Genomic DNA, 19962 nt, shown 5'->3' on the forward strand with positions numbered 1-19962 from the left:
CTCCTTGAATATGTGTTATTTTTCCTTAATATAGCATTTCGTGATTTATTTTTTAGGTTCCACGTGCACCTGCACATTCATAATATTATGCATTTTGCTCATTCTTTCTTCGATGGAATCACTTATTTCATGACCTTCCGTCACAGAAATATTCGCATCCACTTCCACTACAACATCCACATGCACATGATTACCATGAACCCGTGCCTTCACATCTTTAATCTCTTCTACTCCCGGCGTTCGAGCAATCGTACTGCGTAGATCCATCAATTTATCTTGATCAAAGCCATCGGTAAGCCGATAGGTCGAATCACGAAAAATATCCCAAGCGGTCTTGGAGATAATGAGTCCGACAAGAACAGCTGCTGCGGAATCAATCCATGGCAAACCAAACTGTGCACCCACAATCCCAACTGCGGCTCCAACACTGACCATTGCATCAGAAAAATTATCCTTAGCCGCTGCCATAAGTGCCCCACTGTTAATTTGTTTGGCCAGTCTTTTGTTATATATGTATACCCCCATCATAGCTACTGCACATACAATAGCCACCCCTGCCGACCAGAGCTGCGGCGTTTCTTTTGTACGATCGAAAAAGGAACGCACCGCCTCCACAATCACTTGAAGGCCCACTACCGCCATGATAAAAGAAGCCAACAACGCCGCTACGGTCTCTGCCCGGAAGTGCCCATAAGCGTGGTCAGAGTCAGGTGGCTTCCGCGAAATCCGTAACCCCACCAGTACAGCTATGGATGCTACGATATCTGTTAAATTGTTGACCCCGTCCGCTACGAGTGCGCTAGATGCAAATAAATAACCACAAACCAGCTTGAATGATGATAGGATGAGGTAAGCCGCTATGCTCACCCAAGCTCCTCGTTCACCTTTACGTATATCTTCGTAAATATCAGTCATTCTTGGCTCCCCCTCTTTTCTCCGATTATTTAAAATACGGAAAAGAATTCTTTCAATTATTCTTGCCCTTGTGGCAGCATTTAAAAACAATTAGAATAAAGTGTAAGGACTTGCTTCGAAGGAGGTTATCATAATGAGCGAAAGCAACGATAAAGGTAAAATCAACTTAGCGGAAGCTATCCGTAAAAAACTGGAACAGAAGAAGCAACAATCTTCCTCCAAGCCTGGATCCACATTTCAGGCCGGTTCCGCCAAACCGCTAAAAAGCCAAAATAACAAAAAGCCTAACAACCAACGCCGTCGTACTGGCGGATCTTAGTATTTACTTATACTTAAACATAAACGGCTGCGAATCCCTCGGGGAAACGCAGCCGTTTATACGTTCGTCCTGCCTGATAGGATGGATTAGAACTCTTCAAATTCATAATTGCTTCTCTTTAATGTACGATTAGCCAGCTAAAAACATGCGCTTTGGGAAACCTCAAGGGCTAAAGACTCCTGTCTTGGAAACCCCGCATACACCCCGTAGAATTCTACTTGTTAATAACTTTTCAAAATTGAAATTATAAAGACAGCTACCCTGATCCTAAAAGGATTAGTGTAGCTGCTTCATGGATTCCTTCCGCATAGCGGAAATTAAATATTATACTTCTACAGGATACATGCGCTGGCGCATTTCCTTAATTTCTGGATTCTCCAAATATTCATCGTAGCTCATGGAGCGATCAATTACACCTGTAGGTGTAATCTCGATGATGCGGTTAGCAATGGTTTGGATGAACTGATGGTCATGGGAAGTGAATAGAATCGTGCCATCGAAATCGATCAGCCCGTTATTCAGTGCCGTGATGGATTCCAGATCCAAGTGATTGGTTGGTTCATCGAACACAAGCACGTTCGCGCCGTTGAGCATCATTTTGGCCAGCATACAGCGAACCTTCTCGCCCCCGGACAGCACACTTGCTTTCTTCAGTGCTTCTTCTCCGGCGAACAACATACGGCCCAAGAATCCACGCAGGAAAGTTTCGTCCTGATCTTTAGAATACTGGCGTAGCCATTCTACAAGATTCATTTCCACACCATCGAAATAGCTGGAGTTGTCTTTCGGGAAATACGCTTGAGTTGTAGTTACTCCCCATGTATATTCGCCCGCATCCGCTTCTTGCTCACCCATGATCACATCAAACAGCAGTGATTTAGGCTGGGAGTAAGGGCCTACAAACGCAATCTTATCCCCTTTATTTACTACAAAGCTAATTTCATCAAGAAGCTTTTCACCTTCAACCGCTTTGGACAATCCGCTGACTGTCAGCAATTGTTTACCCGCTTCACGTTCTGGTTTGAAGTTAAGGAACGGATATTTACGGTTGGACGGACGAATGTCGTCCAGTGTAATTTTCTCAAGTTGCTTCTTACGTGATGTCGCTTGTTTAGACTTGGAAGCATTGGCCGAGAAACGCTGGATAAATGCCTGCAATTCCTTGATTTTATCTTCCTTCTTCTTGTTCGAATCACGCTGCAAAGCTTGCGCAAGCTGACTGGACTCATACCAGAAGTCGTAGTTGCCGACGTACATCTGGATTTTGCCAAAATCAATATCCGCAATATGCGTACATACTTTATTCAGGAAGTGACGGTCATGGGATACGACGATAACAGTACCTTCATAGTCCATGAGGAAGTTCTCTAACCAGCCAATAGATTCGAGATCCAAGTGGTTGGTAGGCTCATCTAGCAGCAGGTTATTTGGACGGCCAAACAAGGCTTGCGCCAAGAGTACCCGTACCTTTTCATTGCCGCTCAGTTCGGCCATTTTTTTGTCATGCAGTTCACGCATAATTCCGAGACCAATCAGCATGGCAGCTGCATCTGGCTCAGCATCCCAGCCGTTAAGCTCAGCGAACTCACCTTCAAGCTCCCCTGCACGCAGGCCATCCGCTTCTGTGAAATCGGACTTCGCATAAAGCGCGTCCTTTTCTTTCATAATTTCATAAAGACGTGTATGACCCATAATTACGGTCTCAAGTACTGGGAATTCATCATACTCAAAATGGTTCTGTTTGAGTACTGCGAGACGTTCGCCCGGTGTAACATGTACCTCACCGGTATTTGCTTCGATCTCACCAGACAGAATTTTCAGAAAGGTTGATTTACCGGCACCATTGGCACCAATCAAACCGTAGCAGTTACCAGGGGTGAATTTTATGTTTACATCTTCAAAGAGAGCGCGTTTTCCGTAGCGGAGTGTTACGCCGCTTGTGCTAATCATTACGCATTACCATCCTTTTCACTTAGGGTTTCGGCTCATTATAGCATAAATAGAGAGCAAAAAGCCCGTAAAATAGCCTTTTCAGCTGTTCTCTCCAATACTAAAGTTATTCCAGCTGCTGTACAGAGGTCGCCAGTTAGGAGGAATTTTTTCAATTATTGTCCAGTTATGCGATTCTCGGGTTGTATAATAAGCGTTTCGCCATAGCTGAGCGTACGGATTCGTTCTTCAGAAATACCCTGTTTAAGCCGGGCACTTTCCATCCGATCCAGCGCTTCCCGGGCCGTATCATCAGCAAGTCTATAGGTGCCGTAATGCATCGGAATCATGGTCTCCGCTCCAACATCTACAAATGCTTGTATAGCCTCTTCAGGGGTTACATGCTGCGAGGTCATGAACCACTCCGGTTCATAAGCTCCAATCGGCATGAGTGCAACATGAAGCTTATAGCGGCTCCCAATCTCCTTAAAACCCGGAAAATAACCGCTATCTCCTGCGAAATACAGGTTAGGAGGCAGCTTGTCGCTATCCGATTCGATCGGCTGCAGAATGTATCCTCCCCAATGAGAAGTATTCGTGTCCCAAGGCGTTCTCCGCGTCCAGTGCTGAGTCGGCACGAAGGTAAGCTTAATTTTACCTAGCGTATTTTCCTGCCACCATTCCATTTCTATGCAGTTATGAAATCCTTTGCGGAGCATCTTTCGTTTCAAGCCTATAGGAACAACAAGGGTTGTCCCTGCTCTATATAATTTACGGATAGAAGCCATATGCAAGTGGTCATAATGAGAGTGCGAGATCAGAATCAGGTCAATGGGAGGCACTTCGCTGAGCGGAATCCCGGGTTGCCCTAATCTTTTCTCAAAGCCTAGTCTTCTCGCCCAAATTGGATCAGTAATGATATTCATCCCTTCATATTGAAGGAAAAACGTTGAATGCCCAATCCACGTAATGGTGGTCTCCAGGCGATTCTCCGCCAGATAAGCTAACCTCGGCGGCGTACTTGGCACTACATATGAATAATCTTTTTTCTTCCGTCGACGTTCCTCCCGCCACTTACGAAACTCTTTAAGTGTTTTATCGGTACTCACATTGTCGAGGTTATTGTAGCGAAATTTAGCCATAGAGCACCTCATCTTTAGAAGTTTGCCGAGCATGCTTTACTTTAGCGAATATAATACAACTATATTGAACGGCAGAGTATTTTGCAAAATATACAAGTTACTTGGTAATGGTGCGCCCTTTTTCCGCAAAATATCTAAGTACCCTTTTGTGTTTCACGCCAGAAATGAGATAATATGTGTATAAAGTATGGCGGTGCATATACCGTTCAAGGGGGAGCTACGTATGAAGATTACTTTTATTGAACCGACTCCAAGTCCAAATACGATGAAGCTTCATTTGGACGAAAGTCTGGAACCTGGAATTCGCAGAACCTATACACCAGAAAGTGAACGTTCCGCACCGGCCTGGGCACGCGAAATGTTAACGATACCGGGCGTTATTAGCATCTATCACGCTGCTGACTTTGCAGCGCTCGAACGCAAGGGCAATGCGGATTGGGCAGCGATTCTAAGAGAAGTCCAGAACCGCTTCGGCAACAGCGAAGGCTTAAATGACGATTGGAATCTTGCCGATGAGAACGCTGGCGCTCATTTCGGCGAAGCTCAAGTCTTCGTCCAGATGTTCCGCGGAATTCCGCTGCAAATCCGCGTTAAGACCGGCGCGAATGAAGAGCGCATCTCCTTAGCAAACCGCTTCACGAAGGCGGTTATGGATGTGGCTAGCGCCGTGATGATTAAAGAGCGTAAGCTCACTGATTACGGCGTGCGTTATGGCGAGCCCGCGGAGATTGCACGCGAGGTGGAGCAAGAGGTCGAAGCGGCGTATCCGCAGGAACGCCTCGACTCTCTCGTGCAGCAAGCCATTGCGCACGGCGCCGAAGGCGAGTTCGTCGAGCAGAGACGAACCCGCAGTCAGGATGAGCTGCTGCGAGACCTGAAGCATGAGGATTGGCGCGTGCGCTACGCCGCGCTGGAGGATCTTACGCCGACGGCGGAGCTCCTGCCGGAGCTTAAGGCGGCGCTGCACGATCCCAAGCTGCATATTCGCAGGCTTGCGGTCGTGTATCTAGGCGACCTTCGCACGCCTGAAGCGATGGAGCTGCTCTATGAGGCGATGGCAGACAGCGCGCCAGCCGTGAGACGTACGGCAGGCGATACGCTGTCCGACATCGGCGATCCTGCCGCCACGCCAGTGATGACGGCGGCACTGACAGATAAGAGCAAGCTTGTCCGCTGGCGCGCAGCTCGTTTCCTCTATGAGGTGGGCACATCAGATGCCCAAGAAGCGCTGTCAGTTGCGGCGGAAGATCCGGAATTCGAGGTTGGACTTCAGGCCAAAATGGCTTTGGAACGTATCGCTTCCGGTGAAGCAGCGGCGGGTACCGTTTGGCAGCAAATGTCAGAGCGTCGTCGCAGCTAACATTCCCTACCGGATTTTGTCATTGCTTGACTTGCGAACTTGCTTTATACTAATTCCTGTTGTTTATAAATGAATGAAGTAAAGATAGCCTCGTCATACTAAGATGAGGTAGAGGTCGCGGATATAAAGAGTACGCGCGTGGAGACGTTAGAGCCGTCTATGAATCGCGTCGAAAGGAATATCTGCCGAAGTCTGCACTGTCGCTCTTACAGCGGTGCAGGCTGGGGCCGTTGCCGAAAGGCACGGAACTGTCACATTGTATAACCTGCATAGCAGCAGGTCATAATGTGTTGCGCTATCTTCACAGGGAGTATGATGCGGAGCTGTATAGATGGAAACCGCAGATATAGTCTGCGGTTTCTTTGCGTTTACAGAATTTGTATATTTAGTGTTTGTCCATAACCTTATGGAGATCACCAAATACACTCTCCCGCTCTGCGGGAGGAAGCAGCTCAGCACTCCCCGTTCATGAATTGAAAGATTAGATCATAAGGAGTGTCAAATCATGCAGGGCAAGCAGCAAAATCTAGCACAAGGCAACGTAAGTAACCCGCCTGAGCTAAAAAAATCATTTAAAGCAAGGCATTTGACCATGATTGCGCTTGGAGGATCTATTGGTACTGGACTCTTCCTGGCCAGTGGTGGCGCTATCGCTTCAGCCGGACCCGGTGGAGCACTTCTAGCCTATACGGCTGTTGGTGTTATGGTTTATTTCCTCATGACCAGTCTGGGAGAGCTCGCTACCTATTTGCCGGATTCGGGCTCATTCAGCACTTACGGCACGCGTTTCGTCAGCCCCGCTTTTGGGTTCGCCATCGGCTGGAACTTCTGGTATAACTGGGCGGTTACGATTGCAGCAGAATTGTCTGCCGCCACCGTCATTATTAAATATTGGTTCCCGGACAGTCCCTCCTTTCTCTGGAGTCTCGTGTTCCTGCTGCTGATGTTCGGTCTTAATTTCCTATCTGCTCGTGGATACGGAGAATCAGAATATTGGTTTGCCATTATCAAAATTATTACTGTTATCGCCTTCCTTATTGTCGGAGTTTTGATGATTTTCGGAATCATGGGCGGAAAAGCCGTAGGCTTCAGCAATTTCCAGATCGGGGGCAGCTCGTTCCACGGTGGCTTCTTCGCTTTCGTCGGTGTCTTTATGGCTGCGGGATTCTCCTTCCAAGGCACCGAGCTAATCGGTGTTGCAGCAGGTGAGAGTGAGAACCCTCGCCGTAACGTACCTATTGCTATTCGCCAAGTCTTCTGGCGTATATTAATCTTTTATATCCTCGCTATACTAGTAATCGGAATGCTGATTCCTTACACGAATCCAGATCTGCTGCGCGGTGGTATTGATGATATCGGAGTCAGTCCGTTTACGATCGTATTTAATAAAGCAGGACTTGCTATTGCCGCATCCGTCATGAATGCTGTCATTCTCAGCTCCGTATTGTCAGCCGGGAACTCGGGAATGTACGCCTCCACCCGCGTCCTGTACGCTATGGCTAAGGATGGAATGGCTCCACGTGCTCTAGGCAAGCTTAATCGCCGCGGTGTTCCTGTTGGCGCTTTGCTCGTGACCACAGCCGTTGGTATGTTAGCCTTTTTAGCATCATTCTTTGGTGATGGTGCTGTATACAACTGGTTGCTTAATGCTTCCGGTATGTGTGGATTTATTAACTGGCTCGGCATCGCTGTCTGCCATTATCGTTTCAGACGCGCCTTTATAGCTCAAGGTCATTCCCTTGATGAGCTGCCTTACCGGGCTAGATGGTTCCCGTTTGGGCCTATATTTGCCTTAGTACTTTGTACGGTAGCCATTCTTGGCCAGAATATGGGTGCCTTCTCAGGTGGAAACATCGACTGGTACGGTATTGCCGTTTCCTATATCAGCCTGCCATTATTCGTCTTGATTTGGGCCGGCTATCGCTTCTTCCGCAAGAGTAATATTATTCCTTTGGATAAATGCGATCTTAGTACTCACCCAGAATAAATAGACTCCTCAAAAAGGGATATCCAGAAGCCTGAAAGGCTGCGGGATATCCCTTTTTATATAAATCAATCTAGTATATTCAACTCCTGATTTTACTTAGCCCTTTGCCTATTCCCAAGTCACATACACTTTTAGATCACCCGTATTATCAAAAGAAGTGCTAGAATAAGACACTTCCTCTAGTCCAAGTTTATATAACTCCTGTAGATCATTCTTCAGCTGGGTTCCACTACCGTCATAACGGAATAATAAAGATCCCTCTCCTGAAGCGACAGCCTTATTCGCCAGCTGAATTAAATCTGCTGCTGAACGTACAATCCGTTCCTCGGCATACAGCTCATAATTAAGGTCCTTCTGAAGCTGCTTATACACCCCGGCGCTCTGTCCTCCACGCTCTACAAGTGCTGACAAGGTCTTATAATAGGCAACCGAGGCTGCCGGATAAGACTTCGTCCAGCTATGGTCCTGACGCATTTGGGCATCAGTCTTCAAGTAATACGCGATGCTTACTACGCCGGCTTTATCAGGTGTCGGGTCATCCCAAGTTGTGTCGAGATGATACCATCTCCCTTCGAGCAGCACTAGATTCCAAGCATGAGACTGGCTGCGTCCTCCCGGCTGTTTTGCAGTGCCCTCAACGATTTTATTACTGAATCCCGCTTCCTTGAGCAGCTTATAGGTCAACAGCGAATACCCTTGGCAAACGGCACTGCCACTCTTCAGGCCTTCATAAGCCGTATATTTACGATAAGAGGTATCATACTTCAGACGCAGCACCACCCAGTCGTGGATAGCCTTAACCTTCTGATGATTATTCATGCCCGGTGTAATGATCTTCTTGAGCGTTGCCTTTACTTCTTTGTTCACAAAAGCGGTCTGCTCCAGCGTTTCCAAGTATTTCACTTCTACCGTAACCTTTACAGAGCTTTTGCTCCCTCGATAAGTGTATCCGTAGCTGTCTATGATGTAATACAAATAGGGATCGCTATTCATCGCTTGATCTAGACCCGTTTGTATCTGTGTTTTTAAATTCGAGGTTTTCCCCTCATAAGTAAAAGTGATAGTCTCTCTACGATTATTCATCGCACCGGTTAGCTTCTGGGCAATCTCACTCACAGAACGAACGGTCGGTGAAGTCGTGGCCGCATAAGCATGCCCCCAGGTCCAATACAATGTCGGGGGAATGGCTGCGCAAATAATCACTCCTCCAAGAATGACTTTTGCCAACGTGAAGCGTTTTTTCCACATAATTATTCTGATCCTCCGGCTCCTACAGACTTATTCAAAACCCTCCATTTAATAGATAATGAAGACTTGGGCAAAAAAAGACTGTTCTCTGTAGAATAATTCTACTCTGAGAACAGCCTCTAAGCCAGATCAATATGAATTATTTCTTTAGGGGTGTAATGAGATAGGTCTCTCCTATTACTGTTTCAAATTCCAGCCCCGCTCCTTCAATCTGTGTACCATCAGGTTTTTGAATGAGCAAAGGCTGGTGTTGAACAATTCTGCAGGATCGGCCATGAGTCGAGGTAACCTCTGCCCTTGTTAAACAGCCCCCGCTCCATTCTATAGTCATGACAAAGCCACCACGTGCCACCAACCCTTTCACGCTGCCTTCAGACCATTCCTCTGGAAGAGCAGGTAATAGTTCCAGACCCTCCTGATGACTCTGCAAAAGCATTTCTGCTATTCCGGCTGTAGTTCCGAAGTTTCCATCAATCTGAAACGGAGGATGATTACCGAACAGGTTCGGCAAACTGGAATCTTGCAAAATGCGACGTAGACAGCTAACCGCACTCTCGCCATCCTTCAGACGCGCATAAAGATTAAGCAACCAAGCTGCGCTCCAGCCTGTATGGCCACCTCCGTGTTCTATACGTTTCTTCAGTGTTAAGGCTGCCGCCTCCGCTAGCTCTGGTGTGGAGGAAGGGCTAATTACGTTCCCAGGATACAGGTCATACAAATGAGAAACATGACGATGCCCAGGCTCTTGTTCAGCAAAATCCTCATTCCATTCGCGGACAGTTCCGTCCGGTGCGATCCCTTGGTGGGCAAGCTGTTTCTGTTTCTGCATAAGCTCCTGACGCAGCTCTACATCGGTATTTAAAATATCAGCAGCCTGAATGCAGTGCTTGAACAACTCAGCGATAAGCGATAAATCCATAGCTGAGCCAGCCGAGACACTGCATGGTGTGCCGTCAGCAGTCAGAAATACATTCTCTGGCGAGGTAGACAGACCTGTGGTCCATCTTCCATCAGGCAGCTCTACTAGCCAATCCAGACAAAACAATGCGGCTCCCTTTAATATGGGATAAGCTGTGCGCAAATAGTCCTCATCTGGACGAAAAGCGTAACGCTCCCATAGATGGCGAGAGAGCCATACCCCGCCCATTGGCCAAAAAGCCCACATCGCCTTACCGTCTGATGGAGAAGTCATCCGCCACAAATCGGTATTATGGTGTACTGTCCAGCCACGTGCGGCATAATGAATACTCGCTGTACGGCTGCCAGCCACGCTAAGCTCCGTGATAAAATCTATTAAAGGTTCATGGCATTCGCCCAATCCGCATAACTCGGCTGGCCAATAATTCATTTCGGTGTTTATATTTGTCGTATAATTGCTGTTCCATGGTGGCTGAATATAGGGATTCCAAATGCCCTGCAGATTCAGAGCTTGCGTCCCCGGCCGTGAGCCAGCAATCATCAGGTAGCGGCCATACTGGAACAGCAACGCTTCCAGTTCAGGATCTGCCTGTCCTTCGCGGTATTGTACCAGGCGCTCATCAGTCGGAAGCTCTCCTCGGGAAGCAGCAGATGCAAGCGTCAACTCCACACGGTGGAACAAGGATTGATGATCCTCTAAGTGGCGCTGCTTAAGCTCTGCGTATCCTTTAGAGGCTGAAGCTAACTGCACTAGGCACAACTCCGCTGGCAGCTTGCCACCGCTTCCCGGCATCCGGTCATACCCGGCATAATCGGTTGCCGCAGCCAGACGAAGGGTAATGGAGTGCGCGCCAGAAATCAACAGCGAGCCGTTCTCCGCTACACAAGTCCCACCTTCCGTCTGAATCTCCATAACCGCAGCAAAACTTATGCCAAGCCCCTCTTCATATAATACGGCACGCGGGTGATCCCCTACGTAGTTATCAGCCACATGCGACGGGGCACGGCCAGTCATAATCAGCATGCCATCCGGAGTAATCTCCGAGTTGAAAGGATGTGGTGATGCCAGATCCGCCCAGAAATCTGGCAGAGTAGCTTGGCCCTCCCCCCCCTCAGCACGGATATGAAGAGCTATAATGTCATCCGGTCTGCTGGCCAATACTTCACGTACGATCCTTACACCACCGGCAGTATAGGATACCGTAGCCAACGCCTGATCCAGATCAAGCTCTCTCCGGTAATCCTCTACAGGACCTGCAAAATTAAACTTCAATCGCAAATCTCCAAGCGGTTGATAGGATTCCGTCCGGCTGCCTAACATTTTGGCGTCCACCAGTGCTTCTGCTTCCTTGTATTTCCCCTCTGCAACTAGCTGTTTAGCTGGAGCCAAATGCCGCAGTGCCTCATAGTTGGCTTTATCCCGCGGGAAACCTGACCATAGAGTGTCTTCATTTAATTGAATCCGTTCTTCTTCGATTCCACCAAAGACCATGCCGCCCAGCCTCCCGTTACCTACGGGCAGCGCCTCTTCCCATACAGCCGCCGGCTGCTTGTACCATAACTCATGCCGTCCGGAGTTCTTGCTCTCTCCCATGTATATTCCTCCTGTCCTGTTATTACCGGTGAAAAGCAATCAGCGGGAGGCCCGGACTTTCGTTCGGACTTCCCGCCATCTTCATGCTTTTATTGGATTAGACGAAATTTAATAATTAATCATTCCAAAGTTTCACGCGTTGTTTAACCAGCTCTTCACGCAAATCTTCAGCTTTCGTTACACCAGCTTTATCAAGCTCAGCCATGTAAGCATCCCAAACTTTATCGAAATCAGCTGGTTTAGACAAGATTGCTTCTGGGATCCGTTTCCAACTGATATCCTTCAGCTTGTTGTCAAGAACGACAATTTCGCTATCCCCAGGAATCGTGATGTTCCATGCTGCGCCCCAAGGTTTAACTTTGAACTCATCTTCACTTGGGAAGAGGTCTTTCCAAGTTGTTGCTTTGTAAGCAGCAAGTGTTTCTTTTTCAACCGCATTGTAACCTACAGTTACTTGCTCAGGGAAACGAGTTGTGTAGTAGTTACCAGATGGATCCAATACACCGTCGCCATAGTGAGCGCTCAGCAATGCATAGTTTGATCCGACATTACCCAAACCAGTTTCTTTTTGGAAGTTGGTAGTGTCATTATATTTACGGTCGTTCACATCTTCAGGAATGACACGTTTGCCATCAACAACATTGTAGTGTTTGCCTTCAATACCCCAGTTAACCAATACTTGACCTTCGTCGGAAGCTAGGTAGTCCAGGAATTTAATTGCACGAACTGGATCTTTAGCATCTACGCTGATCCCAATTCCGTTACCACCCATGAAGCCTGTAGGCCAGAAGGAAGTTTCTTTGTACTCCTCAGACAAGGTTACAGGATAGTGTCCATAGCCTTGATCCAGCTTGCCTTCAGCTTTCAATGCTCTTTCTCCATCGCCATAACCCCAGTCTTGGTCAATCAAACCAATAACGCGGCCGGTAGCGATTTTAGCTTTGTACTGATCATACTTTTGAACGAAACTTTCTGGATCAAGCAATCCGATATCGTTCATGTGGTTGAGCCAGCGGAAATATTCTTTTTCAGCCGGACGACGGAAGTGATAAGTTACTTCTTGGGTGTCGATATCAATCGCATATTCACCATCGTCAGGAGAACCAGTAGTAATAAATGCTGGGTTAGTTACTGTAATGTACATGTACCAATCATCTGCATTCAAAGTCAGGCCGATGTTTTTGTTACCATTTTCATCGGTAGGATGTTTTTCCAGGTAAGCCTTGATTACGTTCTCATAATCTTGAACAGTTTTGATTGCAGGATATCCAGCTTCTTTAACAGCACGGTGCTGTAGTTCAAATCCGCCACCAGCATCAAAATATTTGTTGTCCACACCTGCATAGGTAGGGATGGCATAAATCGCATGATCATCGTCACTGTAACGTGAACGTTTCATGCCTTCTTCGCCCAATACTTTTTTGATATTCGGAGCATATTTTTCAATCAGGTCTGTTAGATCAAGCATTGCGCCTGCATCTACCAGCTTACTGACATCAGTCTTAGCACTGATCAAATCCGGATATTCGCCGCTCGCTGCGATCAAGGCTACTTTTTGTTGAGGATCACCAACTGCATATTCAGCATTTAGGGTTACTCCCGTTTTTTCCGTAATCACTTTACCAACTTCATCTTGCATACCTGTCCAGTTCGGGTTAGGGTCTGCACTGAAGAAGGTCATCGTGAGCGGGGAAATATCCTCAGCCGCATTGGTCGCATTTCCAGCATTAGTTGCGTTGCCGCCTGTATTTCCAGCTGCAGCATTACCATTGTTGCCATTGTTACCGCCGCAGCCTGCAAGCACACCGAGCAGCATAATAGAAGTGAGCGTTAATGCCGTAGCTTTGGCTTTTATCTTTCTATTACTTCCCATTAAATAAACCCTCCTTAAAATTGTTTATCTATCGTATCACAGGTGAAGACCTGTTAATACTTTACCCAGCTTGCCAAAAGAAAACGGATACACAATAGGTTTTAAGCATAGGGGAGACTAAGCTCCCCCGTTAAACTGTGATTAACTCTTCACAGCACCAAGTGTCATACCTTTAACAAAATACTTCTGAATGAACGGATAAACCAACAGGATTGGTACGGTTACGACAATCGTAATCGCCATTTTGAGCGACTCCGGCGAGACCTGATTGGAAGCCAGCGAAGCAATGTTGGAGCGGTAGTCGCCTCCGTTACCACTGGTTGTGGTCTGTAGAACCTTCATCAATTCATATTGCAATGTGGTCAAGTTAGGGCTTGAACCATTGTACAGATAAGTATCAAACCAAGCATTCCATTGACCTACTGCTAGGAACAGCGCGATCGTTGCTAGCGCTGGCTTCATCAATGGCAGAATAACGCGGAAGTAGATAGTAAAGTCATTGGCTCCATCCAGCTTCGCCGATTCCTGCAGCGCATACGGCAGGCCGTCGATGAAGGAGCGGATAACGAAGACGTTAAAGGCACTAACCAGTCCAGGCAATACATAGACTGCAAAGCTGTTCATCATATGCAGATCCTTGATCAGCATATAGATTGGAATCATTCCTCCTGAGATATACATGGTCATTGCCAAGAATGTGGAGACAAACTTGCGACCTGCAAAGTCAGGGCGGCTGATCGTAAACGCCAGCATCGAGGCACTGATCAGTCCGAACAAAGTACCGATAATTGTCCGCAAAGCGGATATTTTAAACCCGGTGATTAATCCGGAGAAAGTGAAGATCTTTAGGTAATTGTCCCAAGTAAAATCCCGGGGATAGATGGTCACTCCACCGCGCACACTGTCCACTGAATCATTCAGTGAGATGGCAAGCACGTTCAAAAACGGATAAATCGTGATTACAACCACGAACAGTACTACAAAATATACAAAGAAATCAAAGATCCGGTCTGACCATGACTTTCCGGTGATAGCTGAATTTCCCACTGTAACGCTCTCCTTTCATGAAAAGGGCAATTTACTGCCACGATTGGGTAGAAGGGCCTTCTGTGCTACAGAAGGCTCTCTTTTGTTGTACGTTTGAAGATTCCATTAATCGTAAACAGTAGAATTACACTGATCACTGAGTTGAATATATTGATCGCAGTACCGTAGGAATATCTCGCCATGCCCAGTCCGTATTTCAGTGAATACAAGTCTAGCACTTGAGAATAGTCGGTAACGAGGTTGTTTCCGAGCAAGAATTGCTTCTCAAAGCCGATATTGAGCAAATTACCCACCGACATAATGAGTAGTACAGTAATTGTTGGGCGAATACCCGGAAGTGTAATATGCCATACCTGACGAAGCCTGCTGGCACCGTCTACCCGGGCCGCTTCGTACAATTCAGGCCCAATACCTGCGATAGCTGCAAGGTAGATGATGGCGTTCCATCCGGTCTCTTTCCAGACATCCGATAAGGTAACGATTCCCCAGAAGAGATGGCCCTGGGCCATAAACTGGATAGGTGCGTCTATGAATCCTATTCCTAACAAGATATCGTTTACAAGACCATTTTCACCAGATAACATTTTAGTTACAATCCCCGCTGCAACCACCCATGATACAAAGTGGGGCAAATACGAGACTGTTTGAGCAAATCTTTTAAAGAAGCCAAGACGCACTTCATTGAGCAATATTGCAAACGTTATTGGAAAGATAAATCCTGCGACTAAGCCCATTCCACTCATCGCCAGCGTATTACGCAGCGCCAGAAGGAATTGCGAGTCACTGAACAGTGTCTTAAAGTGTTCAAAACCTACCCATTCTTGTTCAAAAAAGCCACGTGCGGGCTTGTACTTTTGAAAAGCCATCGTCCAGCCCCATAACGGGAGATAACTGAAGACGAATGCCCAGATCACAAAAGGTATCGACATCATCCATAAGTACTTTTGATTCTTAAAGCTTCTCCAAAACCGTCCTCCTGAAGCAGGCTTTTTGTTGCGTGTTCGGGTATCCGGCGGGATTTGAGAAGTTACTGTGTCCGCTTTCATAAAGCCCCTCCTCTCTATGTCTATATTCTAAATCTCTGTAAGCGATTGCAGTACCCTATAAATTCGACCTAAAATCAGGTGAAAATTAGAGATTTAGAGCCCAAATAAAGCGGATACATCGTTGAAAACACTGAAAACAAACATGAATTTACTGAAAATAAAATTAAGTGAAATTATTTGATTTCATAAATCAATACGATACTTAATCCCCTGTCTATTTCACACAATTAATACTTCATCCCATAATTAAAAAACGCCCCGAGCTAACGTTCTATAAGTGAACGTGGCCGGAAGCGAAGGCGCGGACTGAAATGACCTTATTTAAGCAAATTGCACATCTTATTGGGTTAGGCGGACTATAAAGACCTTATTCACTTAAAAAACCACCTTTTGGAGAACATTTGCAGCTAATAACGTACATGGAGTCCGAAAAATCGAAATTGGACTCGAAATAGCCCAAATAACGACTCTGGAGTCCGTCATACCCGCGAATGAAAACTATAATATGCTCTCAGATGAGGCGTAACAAGTATACCCGTAACCCCTGCCCTGCTCCTCAACGAAAACCTCCGTATGGTTCAATTAAAATTAATTACTTTAATATCATCTAAGCTAGAAAATATTACCTGATACATCAGTACTTCAACTATTTCAGATACATATTCCTTATATGCACATGCCGAGTCGACATTATCTGTTGTACCTGCAATTTATTTTCCTGAAGGAGGGTAATAGGAGAGCAATGAAAAACAAAAACATCAAGATATTATTATTGATTATTGCCGCAGTATTATTGACACTAAATTTATTTCAATTCAATAACAACGTAAGTCATAACAGATTAATGGATAGGCTGGACCTGAATCTGACATCAGAACTCGACGGTCTAAGAGTGGAATTAGAAAGATCCTCAACACCAAGCATTCTTGCTGTAGAGCAAGCGAGTAAAATTGCTGCCCTTTCGACGTATTCAACATTAGGGTTCGATTATGGATATACCTTGGAAACCAGAATACATGACAAATATGTACAAAATGAACCTTTTAAAGAGATGGATCAAATTCAAGAGTTACTTCTTGCCCTTCTAAAGGACCCTGCAAATCAAGAATTGCAACAAAGATTAGATTTATTATTAGTGAAGTAGCTTTAATGTAAGAAAAAAAAGCCACAGCTAAAGCTCAGGTTATACCTGAACTGCAACTGTGGCTTTTTGGGCTTCTATTTTAGATGTTTTTGCGAAAAGAACTTGGGGAGAGTCCTACATATTTACGGAACTTGGCGTTGAAGTAATCGGGGTTCATGTACCCAACTTTCTCGGCCACCTCATATACTTTCATGCCTTGCGCTAGGAATTGCTTCGCCTTCTCAATCCGCACTTTGTCCACATACGTATTGAAGTATTCCCCGGTAGTGTTCTTGAACATTTTACCTAGATATGCGCTGTTGTAATTAAATAACTCGGATAAGGTCTCAAGCTTAAGGTTCTCATTGTAACGGCGGTTGATTAGCTCCGTAATTTTTTTGATCTCATTCCCTTTGCTGCCACTGGACATTTGATCGGCGATCTCCGCCATGAAATTGACGGCCTGCTCTTGCAGGTCTGCCAGATAATGACTATGGTAGAGCTCACCGATCGGCGGGGAATGCTTAGCGGCATTGCTGCGAATCTCTGGATAGACCGGTTCGAGACGGGCCAACACCGTACTGAGAATCCGCACAAATGTATCTTTGATCTGCTGCTCCTCACTGCCCGCAGCCAGTAGCTCTGCACAGATCGTATCCACCAGCGGTTCAATGGCCGCGCGGCTTCCAGTTTCAACAGCAAGCATTAGGCGGCTCTCCGCATCCTGCCCTTCTTCAGTGTACGCCTCCGCCACTCCAGGAAACAACATACCGGAGAGATCGGCGCTGATCAGAATCCCTTTGCGGTAAAAGAATGCCCGGCGCAGCAGTTCACGCGCCACTTGAAAAGACTGTGCCGCCTCTTCTGGTCCAGCTACAGGGCCTCCCGTTGCTGCGCTGAAGTCGTATCCCTCGCGGCAAATTAAGGAAGCAAGCTCTTCCATCAGCCGCTCCTGTTCCTGCTTTCCTGGCAGCGGCTCTTGCAGCAGAAATCCAATATATGGCGGCATCGTGAAAAACATCCGCTCTTCACTGCTGCCAAAATACTGTTCTACCGCGGCCTTAACGGCCCGCTCCCCTTCCTCACTGCCGCCCGCAGGCGCGAGTAATTCGAGTAGGATCACTTCGACACGGTCTGATTTAAGACCCAGTGCTGCCGCCTGCTTAGCAGGATCATTCTCCCCCTCCTCCGCAGTTGAAGGCTGCAGCAATGTACGCAGCAGGCTTTCGCGATTACGGGCAGGCTCCTCTTCATTCCAGCGGCTAAAGCGATCTTCCTGAGCGATCGTGACTCTGAGTTCCTCCAAATAGTTGATTAGCTCTTCCTCATCCACCGGCTTCAGTAAATAGCCGTCAATGCGGTAAGAAATGGCTCGTTTAGCATACTCAAAATCCGCATGACCACTTAAAATTAGCACATGGCTGGTCGAGCCTTCCTCGCGCAGCTCACCGATTAACTCCAGCCCGTCCATACCAGGCATGCGGATATCCACCACAATCAGTTCCGGATAAAAAATATGATATTTCTCCTGAGCTTGCAAGCCGTTGGCGGCCGTAGCCACCACCGTATACCCTAGCTCTTCCCAAGGGATTAGAGCCCGAAGGCCTTCCCGCAGCTTTGGCTCATCATCAACAATCAATACTTTGATCATAGATTTATGTCCTCCATTGGAATACGAAACGTAATAGATGTTCCTTCATTCATCCGGCTTTCGATATTCAGTCCATATTCAACACCGTAGGATAACTTCAAACGGTCGTGTACATTGCGCAGCCCGATCCGTGCCTCTTCCTGCTCATCACGAACCTCAAGGGTATAACGGATCTGCTCCAGCTTGTCCGGAGTGATCCCGGCTCCATTATCGGTAATGGTAAAGACCGCATGATTCTGCTCACGCTTGATATTCACCGTAACCATTGCTCCATCCATCGTGTTGTCTAACCCATGAATCACCGCATTTTCCACAAGCGGCTGCACAATCAGCGGCGGGATGTAGAGTGATTCGACGGCAGGGTCTACAATAAATTGATATTTCAAACGATCCTCATAACGGAATTGCTGAATATCTAAATAACAACGAACCACTTCAAGCTCCTGGCTAAGCAAAATTTTACTTCGGCCTACCTCCAGATTACTGCGCATCATTTTGCCAAGAAGACGCACTACCCGTGCAATCTCCACTTGCCCTTTCATATGGGCCTCCATACGAATAGATTCCAGCGCATTGAACAAGAAATGAGGATTGATCTGGCTTGCCAGCATTTTAAAACGGATATCATTCTGTTTCTGTTCCAGCAGGCTGTTCTGGTCATTAGATTCCTGTACCTCGTACATCAAATCGTTAATACTCCGCACCATAGAATTGAACTGACGAGCTAACAGAGCAATTTCATCTTTGCCATCAATTTTTAATGAAGTGTCAAAATCACCCGTACTAACGCGGTTAATATGTCTGCTTAACTGCAATAATCGACGTGAAAATAATGAAGAGAAACTATATATGATTAAAAAGGCCAATAAAACGCTTACGGCAATCACGGTAATCGAAAGCTTAATCACCCGATTAGGTTCTTTGACTATACTATCAATAGAAAAAACAGAAATAATTCGCAGTGCGTTACGGCTGGCTTGTGGTTTAAGTTCTTCTATCACTATTTTGGAGGCTTCACCATCTACTTCTGCCTCATAGCTCCCGCTTCCTTGCCCCAAAAGCTTTGTATCAAAAGAAACATCTGCCAGTTTCTTTCCTGTCCGATCGCTCCGGTTCGCAGCAATGATATTATCCTGATCATCCACGATCATGGTATCAAATGATTCCTGGCTCAGAATTGAGGTTAGCTGGTGACTGTTTACATTAATAACGAGCACGCCAATTTTACTGGAGCCCTCCAGCTCGATTTTGCGGACAAGACTTAAATAATTCCGCTGATCACGCTCATCCTCTATATATTCCCAACCGACGAGGCTATCGTACCGCTGTGCTCTCTGATACCACTGGCTCTCCTTAATGGCAGACGAAGGATTGATCAGCTCCCAGTTGTTAAGCAGCGTAGCATTATCAGTGTATAAACGTATGTTGGATATGTCTTTATATAATCTTAGGTATTCACGCATATCAGTGTAATCCCGATAAGCCTCAACCACATCATAAGTGCTTACATACTGGCGTATGGCGAGTTTTTTCAGCCGGGCATCATTGGACAATCGATACGCTATATCTTGCGATACACCGATGACTTCTTCTGTTCTTTTTTTTACCCGATCTACGTTAATTGAAGCTTGCTCCAGTGCGTTCTCAAACGCCATGGTCCTCATCTCAATCGTAAGATAACCACCTACCAGTAATACCGGTAAAAGTGTAGTCAGTAAAAAAGCAAGCAGCAGCTTATTGCGGATTTTGATGTCATTCAGCACCTTAACAAACCATTGAAACATGGCCTTTCGCCCCCCGAAACCTTCAC

14 protein-coding genes and 1 riboswitch are annotated in these 19962 nt (G+C 46.4%); of the genes, 4 read left to right on the forward strand and 10 right to left on the reverse strand.

The window, feature by feature from the left end; genetic code table 11:
* Positions 1–45 precede the first annotated feature (45 nt).
* On the reverse strand, positions 46–915 hold the full coding sequence (locus tag NSQ91_RS27885) for a cation diffusion facilitator family transporter (protein WP_076128688.1): 870 nt from the start codon (positions 913–915) through the stop codon (positions 46–48).
* A gap of 133 nt (positions 916–1048) precedes the next feature.
* Between NSQ91_RS27885 and NSQ91_RS27890 the strand changes: the two genes are divergently transcribed.
* Positions 1049–1234 (forward strand): hypothetical protein, encoded by a 186-nt coding sequence (locus tag NSQ91_RS27890; protein WP_036680230.1) that lies wholly within the window; start codon positions 1049–1051, stop codon positions 1232–1234.
* 324 nt (positions 1235–1558) lie between these two features.
* On the opposite strand, the gene NSQ91_RS27895 is transcribed toward NSQ91_RS27890, so the two are convergent.
* Together NSQ91_RS27895 and NSQ91_RS27900 are read right to left on the reverse strand one after the other, a co-directional pair.
* Positions 1559–3184: an ABC-F family ATP-binding cassette domain-containing protein gene (locus NSQ91_RS27895; RefSeq protein ID WP_036680232.1), complete on the reverse strand. Its 1626-nt coding sequence runs from the start codon at positions 3182–3184 to the stop codon at positions 1559–1561.
* 155 nt (positions 3185–3339) lie between these two features.
* Complete coding sequence (locus tag NSQ91_RS27900) at positions 3340–4305, reverse strand: MBL fold metallo-hydrolase (protein WP_076185434.1); 966 nt, start codon at positions 4303–4305, stop codon at positions 3340–3342.
* 223 nt (positions 4306–4528) lie between these two features.
* Between NSQ91_RS27900 and NSQ91_RS27905 the strand changes: the two genes are divergently transcribed.
* Together NSQ91_RS27905 and NSQ91_RS27910 are read left to right on the forward strand one after the other, a co-directional pair.
* Complete coding sequence (locus tag NSQ91_RS27905) at positions 4529–5665, forward strand: virulence factor (RefSeq protein WP_076128692.1); 1137 nt, start codon at positions 4529–4531, stop codon at positions 5663–5665.
* Positions 5666–5766: 101 nt separating this feature from the next.
* Positions 5767–5971, forward strand: a riboswitch (Lysine riboswitch).
* A 199-nt stretch (positions 5972–6170) separates the two neighbouring features.
* Positions 6171–7652, forward strand: a complete 1482-nt coding sequence (locus NSQ91_RS27910) for an amino acid permease (protein ID WP_076179353.1) — start codon at positions 6171–6173, stop codon at positions 7650–7652.
* A gap of 108 nt (positions 7653–7760) precedes the next feature.
* Here the strand turns inward: NSQ91_RS27910 and NSQ91_RS27915 are convergent, their stop codons facing one another.
* The 5 genes from NSQ91_RS27915 to NSQ91_RS27935 form a co-directional block, all read right to left on the reverse strand.
* On the reverse strand, positions 7761–8900 hold the full coding sequence (locus NSQ91_RS27915) for a transglutaminase domain-containing protein (protein WP_076304776.1): 1140 nt from the start codon (positions 8898–8900) through the stop codon (positions 7761–7763).
* A 139-nt stretch (positions 8901–9039) separates the two neighbouring features.
* On the reverse strand, positions 9040–11412 hold the full coding sequence (locus NSQ91_RS27920; RefSeq protein ID WP_076185436.1) for a glycoside hydrolase family 95 protein: 2373 nt from the start codon (positions 11410–11412) through the stop codon (positions 9040–9042).
* Positions 11413–11527: 115 nt separating this feature from the next.
* Positions 11528–13285: an ABC transporter substrate-binding protein gene (locus NSQ91_RS27925; protein WP_080742630.1), complete on the reverse strand. Its 1758-nt coding sequence runs from the start codon at positions 13283–13285 to the stop codon at positions 11528–11530.
* Positions 13286–13426: 141 nt separating this feature from the next.
* Entirely contained in the window at positions 13427–14332 is a 906-nt protein-coding gene (locus NSQ91_RS27930) for a carbohydrate ABC transporter permease (RefSeq protein WP_076128700.1), read from the reverse strand.
* A 65-nt stretch (positions 14333–14397) separates the two neighbouring features.
* Positions 14398–15378 (reverse strand): ABC transporter permease, encoded by a 981-nt coding sequence (locus NSQ91_RS27935; protein WP_076100584.1) that lies wholly within the window; start codon positions 15376–15378, stop codon positions 14398–14400.
* A 742-nt stretch (positions 15379–16120) separates the two neighbouring features.
* On the opposite strand from NSQ91_RS27935, the gene NSQ91_RS27940 reads away from it, so the two are divergent.
* Positions 16121–16522, forward strand: coding sequence for a hypothetical protein (locus tag NSQ91_RS27940; protein ID WP_340920807.1), 402 nt, complete (start codon positions 16121–16123; stop codon positions 16520–16522).
* 79 nt (positions 16523–16601) lie between these two features.
* Here the strand turns inward: NSQ91_RS27940 and NSQ91_RS27945 are convergent, their stop codons facing one another.
* Positions 16602–18152 carry a response regulator transcription factor gene (locus tag NSQ91_RS27945; protein ID WP_340392887.1) on the reverse strand — a complete coding sequence of 517 codons (1551 nt, stop codon included), beginning with the start codon at positions 18150–18152 and terminating at the stop codon, positions 16602–16604.
* Positions 18149–19936, reverse strand: coding sequence for a sensor histidine kinase (locus NSQ91_RS27950; RefSeq protein ID WP_076128708.1), 1788 nt, complete (start codon positions 19934–19936; stop codon positions 18149–18151). The genes NSQ91_RS27945 and NSQ91_RS27950 overlap by 4 nt, the downstream gene beginning before the upstream one ends.
* Positions 19937–19962 lie beyond the last annotated feature (26 nt).

The organism is Paenibacillus sp. FSL R7-0048 (genome assembly GCF_038004505.1).
GTDB classification, from domain to species: domain Bacteria; phylum Bacillota; class Bacilli; order Paenibacillales; family Paenibacillaceae; genus Paenibacillus_AQ; species Paenibacillus_AQ odorifer.

What these genes read in the sequence shown, in the direction of transcription:
- NSQ91_RS27885 (WP_076128688.1), bottom strand. Translation starts at nt 915, where the DNA reads ATGACTGATATTTACGAAGATATACGTAAAGGTGAACGAGGAGCTTGG.
- NSQ91_RS27890 (WP_036680230.1), top strand. Translation starts at nt 1,049, where the DNA reads ATGAGCGAAAGCAACGATAAAGGTAAAATCAACTTAGCGGAAGCTATC.
- NSQ91_RS27895 (WP_036680232.1), bottom strand. Translation starts at nt 3,184, where the DNA reads ATGATTAGCACAAGCGGCGTAACACTCCGCTACGGAAAACGCGCTCTC.
- NSQ91_RS27900 (WP_076185434.1), bottom strand. Translation starts at nt 4,305, where the DNA reads ATGGCTAAATTTCGCTACAATAACCTCGACAATGTGAGTACCGATAAA.
- NSQ91_RS27905 (WP_076128692.1), top strand. Translation starts at nt 4,529, where the DNA reads ATGAAGATTACTTTTATTGAACCGACTCCAAGTCCAAATACGATGAAG.
- NSQ91_RS27910 (WP_076179353.1), top strand. Translation starts at nt 6,171, where the DNA reads ATGCAGGGCAAGCAGCAAAATCTAGCACAAGGCAACGTAAGTAACCCG.
- NSQ91_RS27915 (WP_076304776.1), bottom strand. Translation starts at nt 8,900, where the DNA reads ATGTGGAAAAAACGCTTCACGTTGGCAAAAGTCATTCTTGGAGGAGTG.
- NSQ91_RS27920 (WP_076185436.1), bottom strand. Translation starts at nt 11,412, where the DNA reads ATGGGAGAGAGCAAGAACTCCGGACGGCATGAGTTATGGTACAAGCAG.
- NSQ91_RS27925 (WP_080742630.1), bottom strand. Translation starts at nt 13,285, where the DNA reads ATGGGAAGTAATAGAAAGATAAAAGCCAAAGCTACGGCATTAACGCTC.
- NSQ91_RS27935 (WP_076100584.1), bottom strand. Translation starts at nt 15,378, where the DNA reads ATGAAAGCGGACACAGTAACTTCTCAAATCCCGCCGGATACCCGAACA.
- NSQ91_RS27940 (WP_340920807.1), top strand. Translation starts at nt 16,121, where the DNA reads ATGAAAAACAAAAACATCAAGATATTATTATTGATTATTGCCGCAGTA.
- NSQ91_RS27945 (WP_340392887.1), bottom strand. Translation starts at nt 18,152, where the DNA reads ATGATCAAAGTATTGATTGTTGATGATGAGCCAAAGCTGCGGGAAGGC.
- NSQ91_RS27950 (WP_076128708.1), bottom strand. Translation starts at nt 19,936, where the DNA reads ATGTTTCAATGGTTTGTTAAGGTGCTGAATGACATCAAAATCCGCAAT.